12 protein-coding genes are annotated in these 15,318 nt (G+C 64.7%); 8 read left to right on the forward strand and 4 right to left on the reverse strand.

Annotated elements, in window-relative coordinates; genetic code table 11:
- Window positions 1–13: 13 nt before the first annotated feature.
- The 5 genes from HL671_RS19135 to HL671_RS19155 all read left to right on the forward strand — a co-directional run bounded on the left by HL671_RS19135 (window position 14) and on the right by HL671_RS19155 (window position 4,625).
- On the forward strand, window positions 14–1,474 hold the full coding sequence (locus tag HL671_RS19135; RefSeq protein WP_012046248.1) for a form I ribulose bisphosphate carboxylase large subunit: 1,461 nt from the start codon (window positions 14–16) through the stop codon (window positions 1,472–1,474).
- 74 nt (window positions 1,475–1,548) lie between these two features.
- Window positions 1,549–1,968 carry a ribulose bisphosphate carboxylase small subunit gene (locus HL671_RS19140; RefSeq protein WP_012046247.1) on the forward strand — a complete coding sequence of 140 codons (420 nt, stop codon included), beginning with the start codon at window positions 1,549–1,551 and terminating at the stop codon, window positions 1,966–1,968.
- Window positions 1,969–2,127: 159 nt separating this feature from the next.
- Window positions 2,128–3,060 carry a CbbX protein gene (gene cbbX / locus HL671_RS19145; protein ID WP_012046246.1) on the forward strand — a complete coding sequence of 311 codons (933 nt, stop codon included), beginning with the start codon at window positions 2,128–2,130 and terminating at the stop codon, window positions 3,058–3,060.
- Window positions 3,057–3,779 carry an HAD-IA family hydrolase gene (locus HL671_RS19150; protein ID WP_172237546.1) on the forward strand — a complete coding sequence of 241 codons (723 nt, stop codon included), beginning with the start codon at window positions 3,057–3,059 and terminating at the stop codon, window positions 3,777–3,779. Before cbbX ends, HL671_RS19150 begins: the two co-directional genes overlap by 4 nt.
- Before the next feature lie 156 nt (window positions 3,780–3,935).
- Window positions 3,936–4,625, forward strand: a complete 690-nt coding sequence (locus HL671_RS19155; protein ID WP_012046244.1) for a TetR/AcrR family transcriptional regulator — start codon at window positions 3,936–3,938, stop codon at window positions 4,623–4,625.
- 9 nt (window positions 4,626–4,634) lie between these two features.
- Here HL671_RS19155 and HL671_RS19160 read toward each other — a convergent pair whose 3' ends face one another.
- On the reverse strand, window positions 4,635–5,228 hold the full coding sequence (locus tag HL671_RS19160) for a PepSY domain-containing protein (RefSeq protein ID WP_172237549.1): 594 nt from the start codon (window positions 5,226–5,228) through the stop codon (window positions 4,635–4,637).
- 107 nt (window positions 5,229–5,335) lie between these two features.
- Window positions 5,336–6,505 carry a patatin-like phospholipase family protein gene (locus tag HL671_RS19165; protein ID WP_172237552.1) on the reverse strand — a complete coding sequence of 390 codons (1,170 nt, stop codon included), beginning with the start codon at window positions 6,503–6,505 and terminating at the stop codon, window positions 5,336–5,338.
- A gap of 350 nt (window positions 6,506–6,855) precedes the next feature.
- Between HL671_RS19165 and HL671_RS19170 the strand changes: the two genes are divergently transcribed.
- The gene (locus HL671_RS19170; RefSeq protein WP_172237606.1) at window positions 6,856–7,668 is read left to right on the forward strand and encodes a lytic murein transglycosylase; all 813 of its coding nucleotides are present in this window, start codon (window positions 6,856–6,858) and stop codon (window positions 7,666–7,668) included.
- Between the two features lie 96 nt (window positions 7,669–7,764).
- Here the strand turns inward: HL671_RS19170 and katG are convergent, their stop codons facing one another.
- Window positions 7,765–9,945 (reverse strand): catalase/peroxidase HPI, encoded by a 2,181-nt coding sequence (gene katG, locus HL671_RS19175; RefSeq protein ID WP_172237555.1) that lies wholly within the window; start codon window positions 9,943–9,945, stop codon window positions 7,765–7,767.
- A gap of 114 nt (window positions 9,946–10,059) precedes the next feature.
- Here katG and HL671_RS19180 point away from each other — a divergent pair, with 114 nt between their 5' ends.
- Window positions 10,060–10,989, forward strand: coding sequence for a hydrogen peroxide-inducible genes activator (locus tag HL671_RS19180; RefSeq protein ID WP_172237558.1), 930 nt, complete (start codon window positions 10,060–10,062; stop codon window positions 10,987–10,989).
- Between the two features lie 410 nt (window positions 10,990–11,399).
- The gene (locus HL671_RS19185) at window positions 11,400–11,861 is read left to right on the forward strand and encodes a hypothetical protein (protein ID WP_172237561.1); all 462 of its coding nucleotides are present in this window, start codon (window positions 11,400–11,402) and stop codon (window positions 11,859–11,861) included.
- Between the two features lie 579 nt (window positions 11,862–12,440).
- Here HL671_RS19185 and HL671_RS19190 read toward each other — a convergent pair.
- Window positions 12,441–15,299 carry a S8 family serine peptidase gene (locus HL671_RS19190; protein WP_172237564.1) on the reverse strand — a complete coding sequence of 953 codons (2,859 nt, stop codon included), beginning with the start codon at window positions 15,297–15,299 and terminating at the stop codon, window positions 12,441–12,443.
- Between the last annotated feature and the right edge of the window lie 19 nt (window positions 15,300–15,318).

The following is a 15,318-nucleotide window of genomic DNA, read 5'->3' on the forward strand; positions in this document are numbered from 1 at the left end:
TCAGGAGGAACACATGAACGATCAATCCATCACCGTGCGCGGCAAGGATCGCTACAAGTCCGGCGTCATGGAATACAAGAAGATGGGCTATTGGGAGCCGTCCTATCAGCCCAAGGACACCGACGTGATTGCGCTGTTCCGCGTCACGCCGCAGGACGGTGTGGATCCGGTCGAGGCCTGCGCCGCGGTCGCCGGCGAGTCGTCGACGGCGACCTGGACCGTGGTGTGGACCGATCGCCTGACTGCCGCGGAGAAGTATCGCGCCAAGTGCTACCGGGTCGAGCCGGTGCCGGGCTCGCCGGGCAGCTATTTCGCCTACATCGCCTATGATCTCGACCTGTTCGAGCCGGGTTCGATTGCCAACCTCACCGCCTCGATCATCGGCAATGTGTTCGGCTTCAAGCCGCTCAAGGCGCTGCGTCTGGAGGACATGCGGCTGCCGGTCGCCTATGTGAAGACGTTCCAGGGCCCGGCCACCGGCATCGTCGTCGAGCGCGAGCGGCTCGACAAGTTCGGCCGGCCGCTGCTTGGCGCCACTGTCAAGCCGAAGCTCGGCCTGTCCGGCCGCAACTATGGCCGCGTGGTCTACGAGGCGCTGAAGGGCGGTCTCGACTTCACCAAGGACGACGAGAACATCAACTCGCAGCCCTTCATGCACTGGCGCGAACGCTTCCTGTATTGCATGGAGGCGGTCAACAAGGCGCAGGCGGCCACCGGTGAGATCAAGGGCACCTATCTCAACGTCACCGCGGCGACCATGGAGGACATGTATGAGCGTGCCGAGTTCGCCAAGGAGCTCGGCTCGACGATCATCATGATCGATCTCGTGATCGGCTACACCGCGATCCAGTCAATGGCGAAATGGGCGCGCCGCAACGACATGATCCTGCACCTGCATCGCGCCGGACACTCGACCTACACGCGGCAGCGCGCGCACGGCGTGTCGTTCCGCGTGATCGCCAAATGGATGCGGCTCGCCGGCGTCGATCACATCCATGCCGGCACCGTGGTCGGCAAGCTCGAGGGCGATCCGAACACCACGCGCGGCTATTACGACATCTGCCGCGAGGACTTCAATCCGATGCGGCTGGAGCATGGCGTGTTCTTCGACCAGCATTGGGCCAGCCTGAACAAGCTGATGCCGGTGGCGTCCGGCGGCATTCATGCCGGCCAGATGCACCAGCTGCTCGATCTGCTCGGCGAGGATGTCGTGCTGCAGTTCGGCGGCGGCACCATCGGCCATCCGCGCGGCATCGCCGCCGGTGCGACCGCCAACCGCGTCGCGCTCGAAGCGATGATCCTCGCCCGCAACGAGGGCCGCGACTACGTGCATGAGGGCCCGGAGATCCTGGCCAAGGCGGCGCAGACCTGCACGCCGCTGCGCGAGGCGCTGGAGATCTGGAAGGACGTGACCTTCAACTACGAATCCACCGACTCGCCGGACTTCGTGCCGACCGTCACTCCCGCCGCTTAACCCGGTTCGAACCGCCGCCGCGCTGCGGGCCGGACACCGGCTCGCCAGGCTGCGCCACATCAGGAGATATCAACATGCGCGTGACCCAAGGCTGCTTCTCTTTTCTTCCCGATCTGACCGACGACCAGATCGCGGCCCAGGTCCAGTACTCCCTCGAAAAGGGCTGGGCCGTGAACATCGAGTTCACCGACGATCCGCACCCCCGCAATACCTATTGGGAGATGTGGGGCCTGCCGATGTTCGACCTGCGCGATGCGGCCGGCATCATGCACGAGTTGGCCGAGTGCCGGAAGATCTATGGCGACCGCTACATCCGCATCTCGGCGTTCGATTCCAGCCACGGCTGGGAATCGACCCGGTTGTCCTTCATCGTCAACCGGCCGAAGCATGAACCTGGCTTCCGGCTCGATCGTCAGGAAACCGTCGGCCGCAATCTGCGTTACTCGACGCGGTCCTACGCGGCCGAGCGCCCGGAAGGCGAGCGCTACTCATAACGACGGAAGCGCTGAAGTCCCCCGGGAAGAGCGGGACTTCAGCGCCGACTCTGCCGCAACGACGAAATCCGATTTGACGGCGTCCCCTGTTTGCCGGAGTTCGCGGGAGGAGCTGCCGCCAGTGCATGCGAACTTCGGCAAGCGGAGCACGGATCCATGATGCAGGCTACGCAGGCGGACGCCAGCCAGGCGACTCCGGTCGATACGATCGACTTGCGCCGCGAGTTCGAGAGCGTCGAGATCGCCCCCGTCCTGGAACAGCTCGACCGTGAGCTGGTCGGTCTTGCGCCGGTCAAGACGCGGATCCGCGAGATCGCCTCGCTGCTGCTGATGGAGCGCATCCGGCGCAAGATGGGGCTGGCGACGACCTTTCCGACGCTGCACATGTCGTTCACCGGCAATCCCGGCACCGGCAAGACCACGGTCGCGCTGCGCATGGCCGGCATCCTGCACCGGCTCGGCTTCGTCCGCCGCGGCCACGTGATCAGCGTCACCCGCGACGATCTCGTCGGTCAATATATCGGCCATACCGCACCGAAGACCAAGGAGGTGCTGAAGAAGGCGATGGGCGGCGTGCTGTTCATCGACGAGGCCTATTATCTCTATCGGCCCGAGAACGAGCGGGACTACGGCCAGGAATCGATCGAGATCCTGCTGCAGATCATGGAGTCACAGCGTGAGGACCTCGTGGTGATCCTCGCCGGCTATGCCGATCGCATGGAAAAGTTCTTTCAGAGCAATCCCGGCTTCCGCTCCCGCATCGCCCATCATATCGACTTCCCGGACTATTCCGAGGGCGAGCTGCTGACGATCGCCGAGATGATGCTGGAAGGGCAGAACTACCGCTTCTCGCCGGAGGCGCGCGCAGCATTCGAAAAATATATCGCGGTGCGCCGCACGCAGCCGCTGTTCTCCAATGCGCGCTCCATCCGCAATGCGCTGGATCGCGTCCGCCTGCGTCAGGCCAACCGCCTGGTGTCGCGGCTCGACCGTGTGTTGACGTCCGATGAAGTGATGTCGATCGAGGCCAGCGACGTGCTGGCGAGCCGCGTGTTCGCGCACGGGCAGGGTAAGACGGAGGCGCAGCCATGAGTCTCGCGCTGGTGAAAAACGCCCCGCTCGACGACCTCAAGCGCCGGATCGCCGATGCCGGTGCGCTGATCTTCGATGTTGACGGCACGTTGGCGGAAACCGAGGAGCTGCATCGCGAGGCCTTCAATGAAGCCTTCGTGGCGACCGGCATCGATTGGCACTGGGGACGCCGTGTCTACAAGGAATTGTTGCGGGTGGCTGGCGGCAAGGAACGTATTCGCGCCTTCGACCAGATGCGACGGACGGGGCCGCCATTGAGCGATGCCATCATTGCCCGGCTGCATCGGGTCAAGACCGAGCGTTTTGCCGCGCTGATGGCCGACAAGGGCTGTCCATTGCGCCCAGGAGTGAGGGCGCTGCTCGACGCGGCAATCGGTCGCGGGCAGCGGATGGCAATTGCGACCACCACCACGCGGGTCAATATTGATGCGCTGCTGGCCCCCGTCTTGGGGCAGGATTGGGAGACGATGTTCGCAGCGGTCGTTGCTGCCGACGACGTCGCGCGGAAGAAGCCGGCGCCGGACGTCTACATCGAGGTGCTGTCACAACTCGATCTGCCTGGTGCAAGCTGCCTGGCGATCGAGGATTCAGGCAATGGGCTTATGGCGGCGACCCGCGCCGGCGTGCCGGTGCTCATCACGCGGAGCCTCTACTTTCACGATGATATTTTCGACGGCGCGCTCGCAGTGCTCGACGACCTCAGCGAGCTCGGCGTTTGAGGTCTTTCGATGAAGTGAGCGTCTTCAAGGGTTTCCGATGTTGTACGCCACTATGCGTGCGCATAGCTGCTCCCACAATCGCGTTCTATCGCGGCGGCGCCCAGACCGTGTAATGCGTTATCGACATGTTCACATGTCGACTCGAGGTCCGGGAGTATGGCCCGCACGCTGGCCAAGGTTAAGCGAAGTGCCGTAGCGCGGGATGCCGTGCGCGGTCGGGTGGGCCGGCCTCCGAAGGCATTGGCCGGCGACATCGAAGCGCGGATCCTGGATGCCGCGCGCGAGGTTTTCCTGGAGCGCGGTTTCGACGGCACCAGCATCGATGAGATCGCGGAACGGGCGCCGGCGTCCAAACCGACCATCTATGCGCGATACTCCGGCAAGCCGGCCTTGTTTGCGGCCATCATCGAGCGCTCCCTCAATGAACTGATGAATTTCGGCTCCTACACGGCGCCCGCCGGAACTGTTCAGGAGAAACTGGTCGGGCTGGCGACGACCATCGTCAATCGCGGGTTGAAGGAGACGCTCGGCCTGTTGCGCGTAACGATCGGAGAGGCCTATCGCTTTCCCGATCTCAGCTGCGAGGTTCACGAGGTCACGCGCAAACGTGCGGCGCACGCGGTGGCCGTGCTGCTGGCCGAAACGTTTCGCTCCCCCGGAAGCGGGGCGAGACGCCCGCCTGCAAAGGCCTGGGAGGCCTCTGCGGAGATCTTCATCGATCTGACCGTCCTGCCGCTGATGATGCGCGCGCTGATGGGATTGGACGAGAAAACCCTTCGCAAGCAGATGCCCGTCTTCATTCGCGAGCGGGTCAAGATCTTCCTCGCCCTGCAAGGCAAGGATTAGGGAGCGCGATCAGCGCCGCCGTGGCGACGTGGGCTCCAGCGTGACTTGCTTCAGATCCTTGCCGCTGACCACCACCACGACAAAGGCGAGCTTGCCGTCCTTGGTCATCAGGCCACCGCTGATGGCCTTGCCTGCCGCGGATCGCTCGGCGATCCGGATCGCATCCGACATCTTCAGAGACACCGTATCGAGCGCGGTCAGGCTGTTGCGGTCGCTTTCATTCAGCCCCTGGACCGTCGAGAACAGCACGCTATTCAGCACCTTGGCGGTGGAGCAGTCGATATCGGACTCCCAGATCTGTCCGCTTTGCAGCGTCCGGACCTTGTAGACAGGCACGTCGAGTCCGCCTTCGAAGCTGATGTCTGCGGTTTTCGAGCCGGGATGAATCTTCTCGGCGATCCGCAGCGCCTGGTGCAGCGACACCTCGGTGCGGCGGAACCGGTCGAGCTCGCGGTCGATGGTTTCCTGGCTCAGCGCCGGATCATTCGAGCTGGAGGTTTGCGGATCCGAGGCTTGCCCCCCCGCCGTCGAGGCGTCGGGGACGGCATGGGCCAGGGAGCTCCACGACAACAGCATCAAAGTGAACAGAATGATTCGTCTCATGGCTCCCCGCTGTCTCGGACATCGGTCGGTGCTTGTAGAGGATTCCCCGCCAAAGCAGTAAGATAAAACGAAACTGTATAGTTTTATAATTCCTTTCCTCGCCGCTGTCAAGATCGCGGCGGAGTGGGGGTCTGGACCCAGAACTGCCCGGAGCGGGCGCTGTCATAGCCAAGTGCATATAACGAGCGCATATAGTCGGTATCGAATCCCACTCCCGGGCCTTCGGGAACGGATGAGTCGATCGCGGTCATGTTGAAGGCGAGCCCGTTGTGCTTGGCAAATTGATAGGTCGCCGACAGATAGCCCTGGATCTCGCGCTTGCTCTTCATTCCCAGTGAGCGGATCGCGATTGCCTTGGTGCTGTTCTCGACGGGCTGGAATTCGGTCGAGATCCGGCCGTTCATGATGATGTAAATCGCCGGTTTCGGTGCCGCCATGCGCCGAGAGGTGTCGGGCTGCATCAGCAGGCGATCGGGAAAGGTGAAGACCTGCGTCGAAACGCCGCCGTCGACATGCATCTCCTCGATCGGCTTGCCGTCGGAGGAGGCGGCGATCAGCGATGGCGGGAAGGCGACGGGAACGCTGGCCGATGCCGTCAGCACCTGCCGGAATAAAGCGAGCGCCTGCGGCGTTCGCGCCGACGCGATTTCACCCATGTTCCATAGCACCGGGCGGCCCGCATCCAGATCGGTGGTCACGACGAACAGCCGTCGCCCCTTTGCGTGTTCCTTGGCAATCGCTTCCAGCAGTTCGGCCGTTGCATACCGGCTGATGGCGTCGCGAAGCGGCTGCTTATCGAACAGTGCGGAGCCAAATACCGCCCCCAGCGCATTGGGAGAGGCGGCGAACGAACTGGCGAGGCCGCTCGTATACATCTCCTTCAGCGTCGGATCGTAAGCCGGTCCGAGAAACGCAAACGGCGCGATCAGGGCGCCAGTGCTCACGCCCGAGACGACCGTGAATTCAGGACGCGCGCCGCTCTCGCTCCAGCCGTTCAGAATTCCGGCGCCGAACGCGCCGTCGCCGCCGCCGCCCGACAGCGCAAGATAGGCGAAGGGCCGGTTCGGCTGTGGCCTCGGCGTGAACGACGCCACGTTGAAGGTCTCGGGGGGCGCATCGGCCCACATGCGGATTGCGCCGAAGCCGTCGATGCGGGCCCGCTTGGCCTCATCCGCCGAGTAGGTCGCGCGCTGAACGGACGCGCAGGCCGAGAGCAGCAGCGCGGCAACGCAGATTGCGACGGCCACGCTGCCCGCCTGCTTGGAACCTGGTTTCACGCCGCACTCCACCTGTTAAAAACGATACCGTATAGTATCGTTCATGTATATTAATCAAGCCTGAAAGGAGCGCCGCCCATCGTGGCGCGCAGACCGGACCTCGATCGCATAAGCAGGCTGTTGAGCCCAGCGATGCATGCGCCGCGACAGCCACCGCGTAGATGGGAACCGGCCTGGGTGCGATCCAACGCCTGCGGCTAGGACATGGACGTCATTTCCGATAGGTTGCGGCGGTTCAACAGCGCGGCACAGCAATGCCGATCACCGCGTTGATCGCGCGTGCAGGCGCATGAGTCGCTCATGGAAACACAAGAGCGCTCGTGCCACAGACCAGAGAAGAGGACGGCGGAATGACCAAGGGCCAGGCCATGATCAGGACGGCTTTGACCGCGATGGTGCTGCTTGCGGGACTGAGTGGTGCGCAGGCGGCGCAGTGCGGTACGTCGCCTGCGGGCTTCGATGCCTGGAAGCGCGAGTTCAGCGAGGAGGCGAGGGCCAAGGGCGTCGGCGGCACCGCGATCGCGGCGCTGATGCAGACCAACTACGCGTCCGCCACCATCGCCGCCGATCGCGGTCAGCGCAGCTTCCAGCTGTCGCTCGACCAGTTCCTGGCCAAGCGCGGGGCCGCTGCGATCGTTGCGCGCGGCCGGCAGCTGAAGCAGTCGCAGGCGGCGATGTTCGCCTCCATCGAGCAGCGCTACGGCGTACCGCCGGGCCCGTTGATCGCGATCTGGGGCATGGAGAGCGCGTTCGGCAGCCAGCGCGGCAACCAGCACATGCTGTCGTCGATCGCCACGCTCGCTTACGACTGCCGCCGTCCGGAATTCTTCACCGAGCAGCTCTATGCCGCGTTGAAGCTGATCGACCGCGGCGTGCTGTCGGGCGCCACGCGCGGCTCGATGCATGGCGAGGTCGGGCAGACCCAGTTCATGCCCAAGAACATCCTGGCCTATGGCGTCGGCAATCTCGACGTCGCCGCCAACGCGCTGGCCTCCACCGCCAACTTCCTGCGCGCCAATGGCTGGAAGGCCGGCGCTGGCTATCAGCCCGGCGAGCCGAACTTCGCCGCCATCGAGGCCTGGAACGCCGCCGGCGTCTACCAGAAGGCCATCGCCCTGATGGGCCGCCAGATCGACGGTGGTGGCTCAGCCGCGCAGCGGTAAGACGTGCCCTCAGCGCCGGGTATGTAAACATGAAAAAGCGGCGCTTCATCGCTGAAGCGCCGCTCTTCTCTGATCCGATCGGCCGTGACGCTAAACTCAGGCCTTCAGATCGAAGCGGTCGAGGTTCATCACCTTGGTCCAGGCGGCGACGAAATCCTTGACGAACTTCTGCTTGGCGTCCGAGCTGGCATAGACTTCAGCCAGCGCGCGCAGCTGCGAGTGCGAGCCGAAGATCAGGTCGGCGCGGGTCGCGGTCCACTTCACGGCACCGGACTTGCGGTCGCGGCCCTCGAAAGTGTGCTCGCCCTTGTCGACCGGCGTCCAGGCCACGCCCATATCGAGCAGGTTGACGAAGAAGTCGTTCGAGAGCGTCTCGGTCTGCGCCGTGAACACGCCATGCTTGGAGCCATTGGCATTGGCGCCGAGCACGCGCAGGCCGCCGACCAGCACGGTCATCTCCGGCGCGGTCAGCGTGAGCAGCTGAGCCTTGTCGACCAGGAGCTCCTCGCCGGACAGCCACTGCTTGCCGCTGAGATAGTTGCGGAAGCCGTCATGGGTCGGTTCGAGCACCGCGAACGATTCGACGTCGGTCTGCTCCTGCGAGGCGTCGGTGCGGCCCGGTGCGAACGGCACTGCCACCTCGACGCCGGCCTTCTTGGCCGCGGCTTCGACACCCGCATTGCCGGCCAGCACGATCAGGTCGGCAATCGAGATCTTCTTGCCACCGGTGGCCGATGCATTGAACTCCTTCTGGATACCCTCGAGCGTCGAGAGCACCTTGGCGAGTTCGGCCGGGTTGTTGACCGCCCAATCCTTCTGCGGAGCAAGACGGATGCGCGCGCCATTGGCACCGCCCCGCTTGTCCGAGCCGCGGAACGTGGAGGCCGAGGCCCAGGCGGTCGAGATCAGCTGCGCGACCGACAGGCCCGAAGCGAGGATCTTCGACTTGAGCGTCGCGACATCCTTGTCGTCGACGACGGGATGATCGAGCGCCGGCACCGGATCCTGCCAGACCAGATCTTCCTTCGGCACCAGCGGGCCGAGATAGCGCACCTTCGGACCCATATCGCGGTGGGTCAGCTTGAACCAGGCGCGGGCGAAGGCGTCGGCGAACTGATCCGGGTTCTCCAGGAAGCGGCGCGAGATCTTCTCATAGGCCGGGTCGAAGCGCAGTGCGAGGTCGGTGGTGAGCATCGACGGCGCGTGGCGCTTCGACGGATCATGCGCATCCGGCACGGTGTTGGCGCCAGCGCCGTGCTTCGGCTTCCACTGGTGTGCGCCGGCCGGGCTCTTGGTCAGCTCCCATTCATAGCCGAACAGGTTCCAGAAGAAGTTGTTGCTCCACTTGGTTGGCGTCGTCGTCCAGATCACCTCGAGACCCGAGGTGATGGCGTCGCCGCCCTTGCCCGAGCCATATTTGCTGGCCCAGCCGAGGCCCTGCTGCGCGATGTCGGCGCCTTCCGGCTCCGCACCGACCAGCGACGCGTCACCGGCGCCGTGGGTCTTGCCGAAGGTGTGACCACCGGCGATCAACGCCACCGTTTCCTCGTCGTTCATCGCCATGCGGGCGAACGTCTCGCGGATGTCGCGCGCGGCAGCCAGCGGGTCGGGGTTGCCGTTCGGGCCTTCCGGGTTGACGTAGATCAGGCCCATCTGCACGGCGGCCAATGAGCCGGCGAGCTCACGATCGCCGCTGTAGCGCTCGTCGGCGAGCCACTTGCCTTCCGGACCCCAATAGATGTCCTGCTCCGGCTCCCAGGTATCGGCGCGACCGCCGCCGAAGCCGAAGGTCTTGAAGCCCATCGATTCCAGCGCGACGTTGCCGGTCAGCACGAACAGGTCGGCCCAGGAGATCTTCTGGCCGTATTTCTGCTTGATCGGCCACAGCAGGCGACGGGCCTTGTCGAGGTTGGCATTGTCTGGCCAGCTGTTCAGCGGGGCGAAACGCTGCTGACCGGTCCCGGCGCCGCCGCGGCCGTCGCCGATACGATAGGTGCCGGCGGCATGCCAGGCCATGCGGATGAACAGCGGGCCGTAATGACCGAAATCGGCCGGCCACCATTCCTGCGAATCCGTCATCAGCGCGTGCAGATCCTTCACCAGCGCGTCGAGATCGAGGCTCTTGAATTCCTTGGCGTAATCAAACGCCTCGCCGAGCGGATCGGACAGGTTCGAGTGCTGATGCAGCACCGACAGATCAAGCTGGTTCGGCCACCAATCCTTGTTCTTGAATCCCTTCACGCCGCCCGAAAACGGGCACTTGCTGACATCATCCATTTTTGCCTCCTGACCTGATCGGCATGGTTTCCCCCTACGGGCGCGGCCGGACCCTACGCGGTGAGATCGATCAGGGGAAATTGACTTTGGTGATTGTCACGATAAGATAATCTGATGATACATTTGACGATGCGACAGCTCCGTTATTTCGATGCGCTGGCGCGTCTCGGCCATTTCGGCCGCGCGGCCGAAGCCTGCTCGATCTCGCAACCGGCGTTGTCGATGCAAATCAAGGAGATGGAGGACGCGCTGGGCGGCGTCCTGCTCGAGCGCAATGCGCGGCAGGTGGTGCTGACGCGTTTTGGCGAGCAACTCGCGGAGCGCGTGCGCGAGATTTTGCGCTCGGTCGACGAGCTCGGCGATTTCGCCCGCGCGTCTCGCGATAAGTTGATCGGCCGACTCCGCCTCGGCATCATCCCGACAGTCGCGCCCTATCTGCTGCCGCGGGTGATCGGGAGCCTGATGCGCAAGCAACCTGAGATCGACATTCATGTGCGGGAATCGAAGACGCCGACCCTGCTCGAAGAGCTGTTGGAGGGGCGGCTCGATGCCGCCATTCTCGCGCTTCCGGTGTCCGAGCCGTCACTGACCGAGGTCGCGCTGTTTGCGGAGAATTTTCTGCTGGTGCGGCCGCCCGAGTTTGAAGGCGCGCCGGTGCCGAGCAGCGAGAGCCTGCGTGAGATGCGACTGTTGCTGCTGGAGGAGGGGCACTGCTTCCGCGACCAGGCGCTGTCATTCTGCAATATGCAGGCGCCGCGCGAGATGCTCGATGCGTCCTCGCTCTCGACACTGGTGCAGATGGTCGGCGCCGGCATGGGGGTGACCTTGATCCCGGAGATGGCGGTCGGCGTCGAGACGCGCTCGGCCGCGGTATCGCTGGCGCGCTTTGCCGAGCCGCAGCCCTCGCGAACCATCGGCATGGTCTGGCGCAAGACCAGCCCGCTGGCCAAGCAGTTGCTGCAGATTTCAGAGATCGTGGGCAGCGCCGCAGAGGGCCTGCGCAAACAGGCCAATGTGGGGCAGGGACGTAAGCGGCGGAGGTGAGCCGCTGATCGTATCGACCTCCCCCGCCTTGCTTGCCGCGAGGCTGTGACGCGGTGGGCATGTTCTCAGGGTCGCCTTATCTGACGGCCGCCGCGCCGCGCACACATATCACTGACCCAGCGGCCGCCGCACGCCATCGCGCAGGACGCGACCGGCGCGCTCAGAACCGAACGTGCCAGCACCGGCCTTGATCGTTCCGGCGGTTCGAGCAGTCCGCGTCGGCACTGCGCGGATAGCCGCTATGCGCGCGGGCTGATCAGCTTTCTCCATTGGAACCCGGGTGCGTACCGGCGGTTCGTAGCGTTGAGCAACTCACGTGCTCGAGGCCGTCGCCGTCGCGACGGAGGACCGTGGCGGATGATTTTCGGCGCACGGTCAAGCGTGATGACCTTCGGTCGAGGAGTGTTGCAATGCGAAGCTTCAACTATGTTGCGGCGCTGGCCCTGTCGGGCGCGCTGCTGGCCGGTGCGAGTGCGCCGGCCTCATCTGCGCCCATGACCGGGCTGTCCGCGGCCGCCAAGCCTGACGCCGCCGCCTCTGGCACGGTTGCGGTTCGCTATGGCGGTCGCGGTTTCGGCGGCGGATGGCATGGTGGCGGATGGCACGGCGGTGGCTGGCGCGGTGGCGGCTGGGGCTGGGGCTGGGGTGGTGGAGCACTCGCCGCCGGCGCCTTGTTGGGCGCAGGGATTGCCGCGACGACAACGCCCTTTGCCTGGGGTGACCCCTATGATTATTACGACGGCCCAGGCTACGGCTATGTCGGCATTGGCTATGCGCCGTATTACGCCCGCCCCTATTACGCTAGGCCCTATTACGGCCGACCCTATTGGCACCATCGCTATTATGGTGGCTGGGGCGGCCCCTGGTGGTGATCTCGGCGCTTTAATCTGATGATGATGCGAGACTGCGCGAGCCGTCACAGTCTCGCATCTCGAAGTTTGGGGCAGGACGCTTGGGCAGATGCTCATTAGGCGGTGCGCCGCCTGACGTCTGGTTCGCCGTCGACAGCGGTTGAAGTATGAATGGTCTCCGAGGTTGCATTGTCTAACGCAGCGGACAACCTGGCTACAACGTCCCCTAACCGGCAAGATCTTCTGTCGGCGCTTAGGATGCAGAACGGCGATGGGCCAAGCAGGTGACTTTTCATGAGCACATTCTATACCGACGAACAAATCCGAGAAGCTATCTTGGCCTTGGAGAATTACTCGCCGGGAATCTGGGAGATCATGAAAAAAAACCGAAATCGCTGAGCCTGACCTCGAAATTTACGAGCAAGAGCAGCTCGCCATTGTACGTGCCCTGACTGTTGTCTTGCTCAGAATGCCATTTGTCTCTCAAGCCGAGAAGCCGCACTCAGCCGAGGTTCGTTTACTCATAGACGTGCGTAAGGCCGTTCGAGGTGCGGTCAATCCCAAGCGAACTAATTGCGGGCAATGCGGCGGAAGACTCACCTAAGCCACCGACACCTCGAGCTTTCGCAGAACGTCGGCGATCTTGGCCACGGCAATCGCCGAGTTGGTATCGGACGTGACGCCCGCGAAATGGATTCCGAAGCCGGGCATCTCCTGGTCCGTCCAGGCCAGCACGAACGAGCCCGAGGCGCCGCCGAATGTCGTTGCGTCATGCCCGAACACCGAGCCGAGTGTGTCGTGCTCGTCGAAACCGAGGCTGCGCCTGAATTTGCCGGGCGCGAGCCGCTTGAAGCCGAACAGGTTGCCGAACAGCGCATTGGTGACGAAATTCCAATCGACGTCCGTGCCGCCGCTCATGGGCGCGGGGCCGGGGAAACCGATCACCGCCAGGGACGGAACGCCACCATTGGCGAAGGCCGCGCGCGCGTCGAGATGGACCTGTCCTGCCGGCAGACGATCGCCCGCCGTGATCGGCTCAAGCCGCAGCAGAGCCGCGTCAACGCTGCCGAAACCTCGCCCGAAGCCGTCGGGCAGGATGGCCTCGACCACCTTGAACCGCCTCTGGTCGAGCGTCGCCGCTTCTCCGGCGAAATCGACTTCCAATCCGGCCGGTATCGACAAGCGGTTGCCGTTGGCGGTCATTGGAATCAGCCACTTCCGTCTGGCATCGTCGACGACGTGATAGTTGGTGAGCGCGAGGCCTCGTGCCGCGTCGACGATGGTGGCGGTGCCGATGAAGTTGGACGCATTGCCGTGCGTCGGCTGCACGCGTCCGACGCATCCGGCGACGCGCTGAATGTCCTCGCGCCGTGCGGCCATCGTCGCGGCCCAGATTCCGAGGAACGGATGCGACGCCGGCGGCAGCCCGTTCTCCAGCAGAAAGCTGGGCCGCGAGCCGTCCGCGATCACGATCGCCTCGAGCGCCATGCGCTCGCTGGCGGCGAAGTGCTGCGGCGGGCCGAGCCCGACGTCGGGAAGCTTGCTGAGCGCCTGGCCGCCGTGCCGGTACATGACCTCCAAGGCTTGGCCAAAGGCGACGGGGTCGCCGATTTCGCGGGGCGGCATCGCGGCCATGACCGCTGATACACGTTGAAGGATGTCGTCGGGATGCGGCATGGGTGCGTCCGGCGGCAAGGATGATTCGAGATCGATCGCATCGGCGAGCCGCAGGTCGCCGGCCCCGGCACTCTCCAGATTTCCGGTTGAGCGCTCGGCGGCATGGCGCGCCGCAATCATCTGCTTCAACTGGACGATGCGCCCGTCAGCGGGCTGTCCGGCATCGCTCCGCGCAGGACGGATCGCAGGCGCGATGCTGCTGTCGGTGACGGCCTCGAGCGCCTGCCGCACTTTGAGCGGGACCTCGACCTCCGCGCCGGCCGCCGACTCCAGACCCGGCGCGGTCCCTCTCAGTTTCTGCTGAAGAACGGCAAGGCTGGTCTCGCCGCCGAATTTCATCCAGTCGACATCAGCCTTCAGGGCCGGCGGACCGAAGGCTTCGAGGGCGAATTGCCGGAGCGATTCATCGCCCCGACGGACCATGTCGGGCGCGCGCGGCGCCTCGATGCCGATGCCGGCATCAAGACCGGCTTGCAGCAGAGCAAGCGCATCGGCGATGCCGACGCCCATGTTGAATGAATCCCAATCCGGGGCCGGCTTGCGCGCCGTGGCGCGCAGCAGCCGCCGGAACATCTCCTGCACGGTCTCCTTGCGACGGCGCGCTTCGGCGATGATGGTGCCGCGACCATGATGTGCCAGCCAGCAGGCGGCAACACCTGCGATCAGCGCCACCGCGAAACTGGTGCCTTGCCCCTGGCCGGATCGTCCAGTGGTCGCAGCGGCGCGATAGACATTCTGTCCCGGCGCCGAGATCGCGACCGTGGGGCCCCGGCAGGAGCCGATCCATGGCTTGTCGTGGAAGTCCGTTCCGGCCACGGCAATGCAGTCGTCGAAGCGCGCCGGCCAGACGACGAGCCCGACGCAATTGCCGGCCGCTGCGACCACGATCACATCGGCGGCGACGGCGCGCTCAAGCGCGCGCTGCAGCGCCCACGACCAGATGCCGCCAAGCGACAGCGAGATCACGTCCGCGCCCAATGCGACGGCCCGATCCATCGCCTCGGCGACGCTGGTCTGCGAGATGCGGACGACATTCTCGATCGCGCGAATGGGAATGTGCCTGGCCTTGGGAGCCGCGCCGACGACGTCGAGAGATTCCGGACTGATCGCGACGCTGGCGGTGGCGGTGCCGTGGCCGGGATTGCCCGCGTAGTTCAGCGGATCGGTCGGATCTTCCGGCGTCGTGCCGTCGCCGATCACGTTGTAGGAGCCTGCGCGAACGACCCCCGCCAGCTCCGGGTGGCTGATGACGCCGGTATCGATTTGACAGATCGCCACGCCCGCGCCGCGGCTGGGCCGTCCCAACTCGTCGGAAAGCTTCCATGCGTCTTGCAGCCGCAAGCGGCTGACGGCCCATGACTTGTTCTGCTCAATCTCGGATTCCTCGTCGACCCAGCAGCCTGGCGGGAATTTCTCGACCGCCTCCAGCTCGCGCCGGTCGTCGAGCTGATCGATCGGCATGATTGCGTGAATCAGCTCAGGCTCGATCGGTGCAAGGCCGAGCGCGTCTTCGAGCGCGTGCGCGGCGAGGAAAGCGCCCTGAGCGGGACCGACGAAGGTGCGGTCCGGAATGGTGATGACAAGATCGCGCGGCGCGGCGCTGGACAGCGCCGACACGGTGGCGTGCAGCGGAGCAAGCTGGGATGCGATCTTGGTCTTGGTCGCGGCGATGTCATCTCCCGCGGGCGCCACCAGGAAGAAGCGGGCAGGGGGCGCTTGCGGCTTGACGACATTCGGCGAGGTGGCCGACATGATCGCGACGATGGCGGTATCGGCTGACATCGCAAGCTCCCCGTGGCTC

The organism is Bradyrhizobium denitrificans, from assembly GCF_013179005.1.
GTDB lineage: Bacteria > Pseudomonadota > Alphaproteobacteria > Rhizobiales > Xanthobacteraceae > Bradyrhizobium > Bradyrhizobium denitrificans.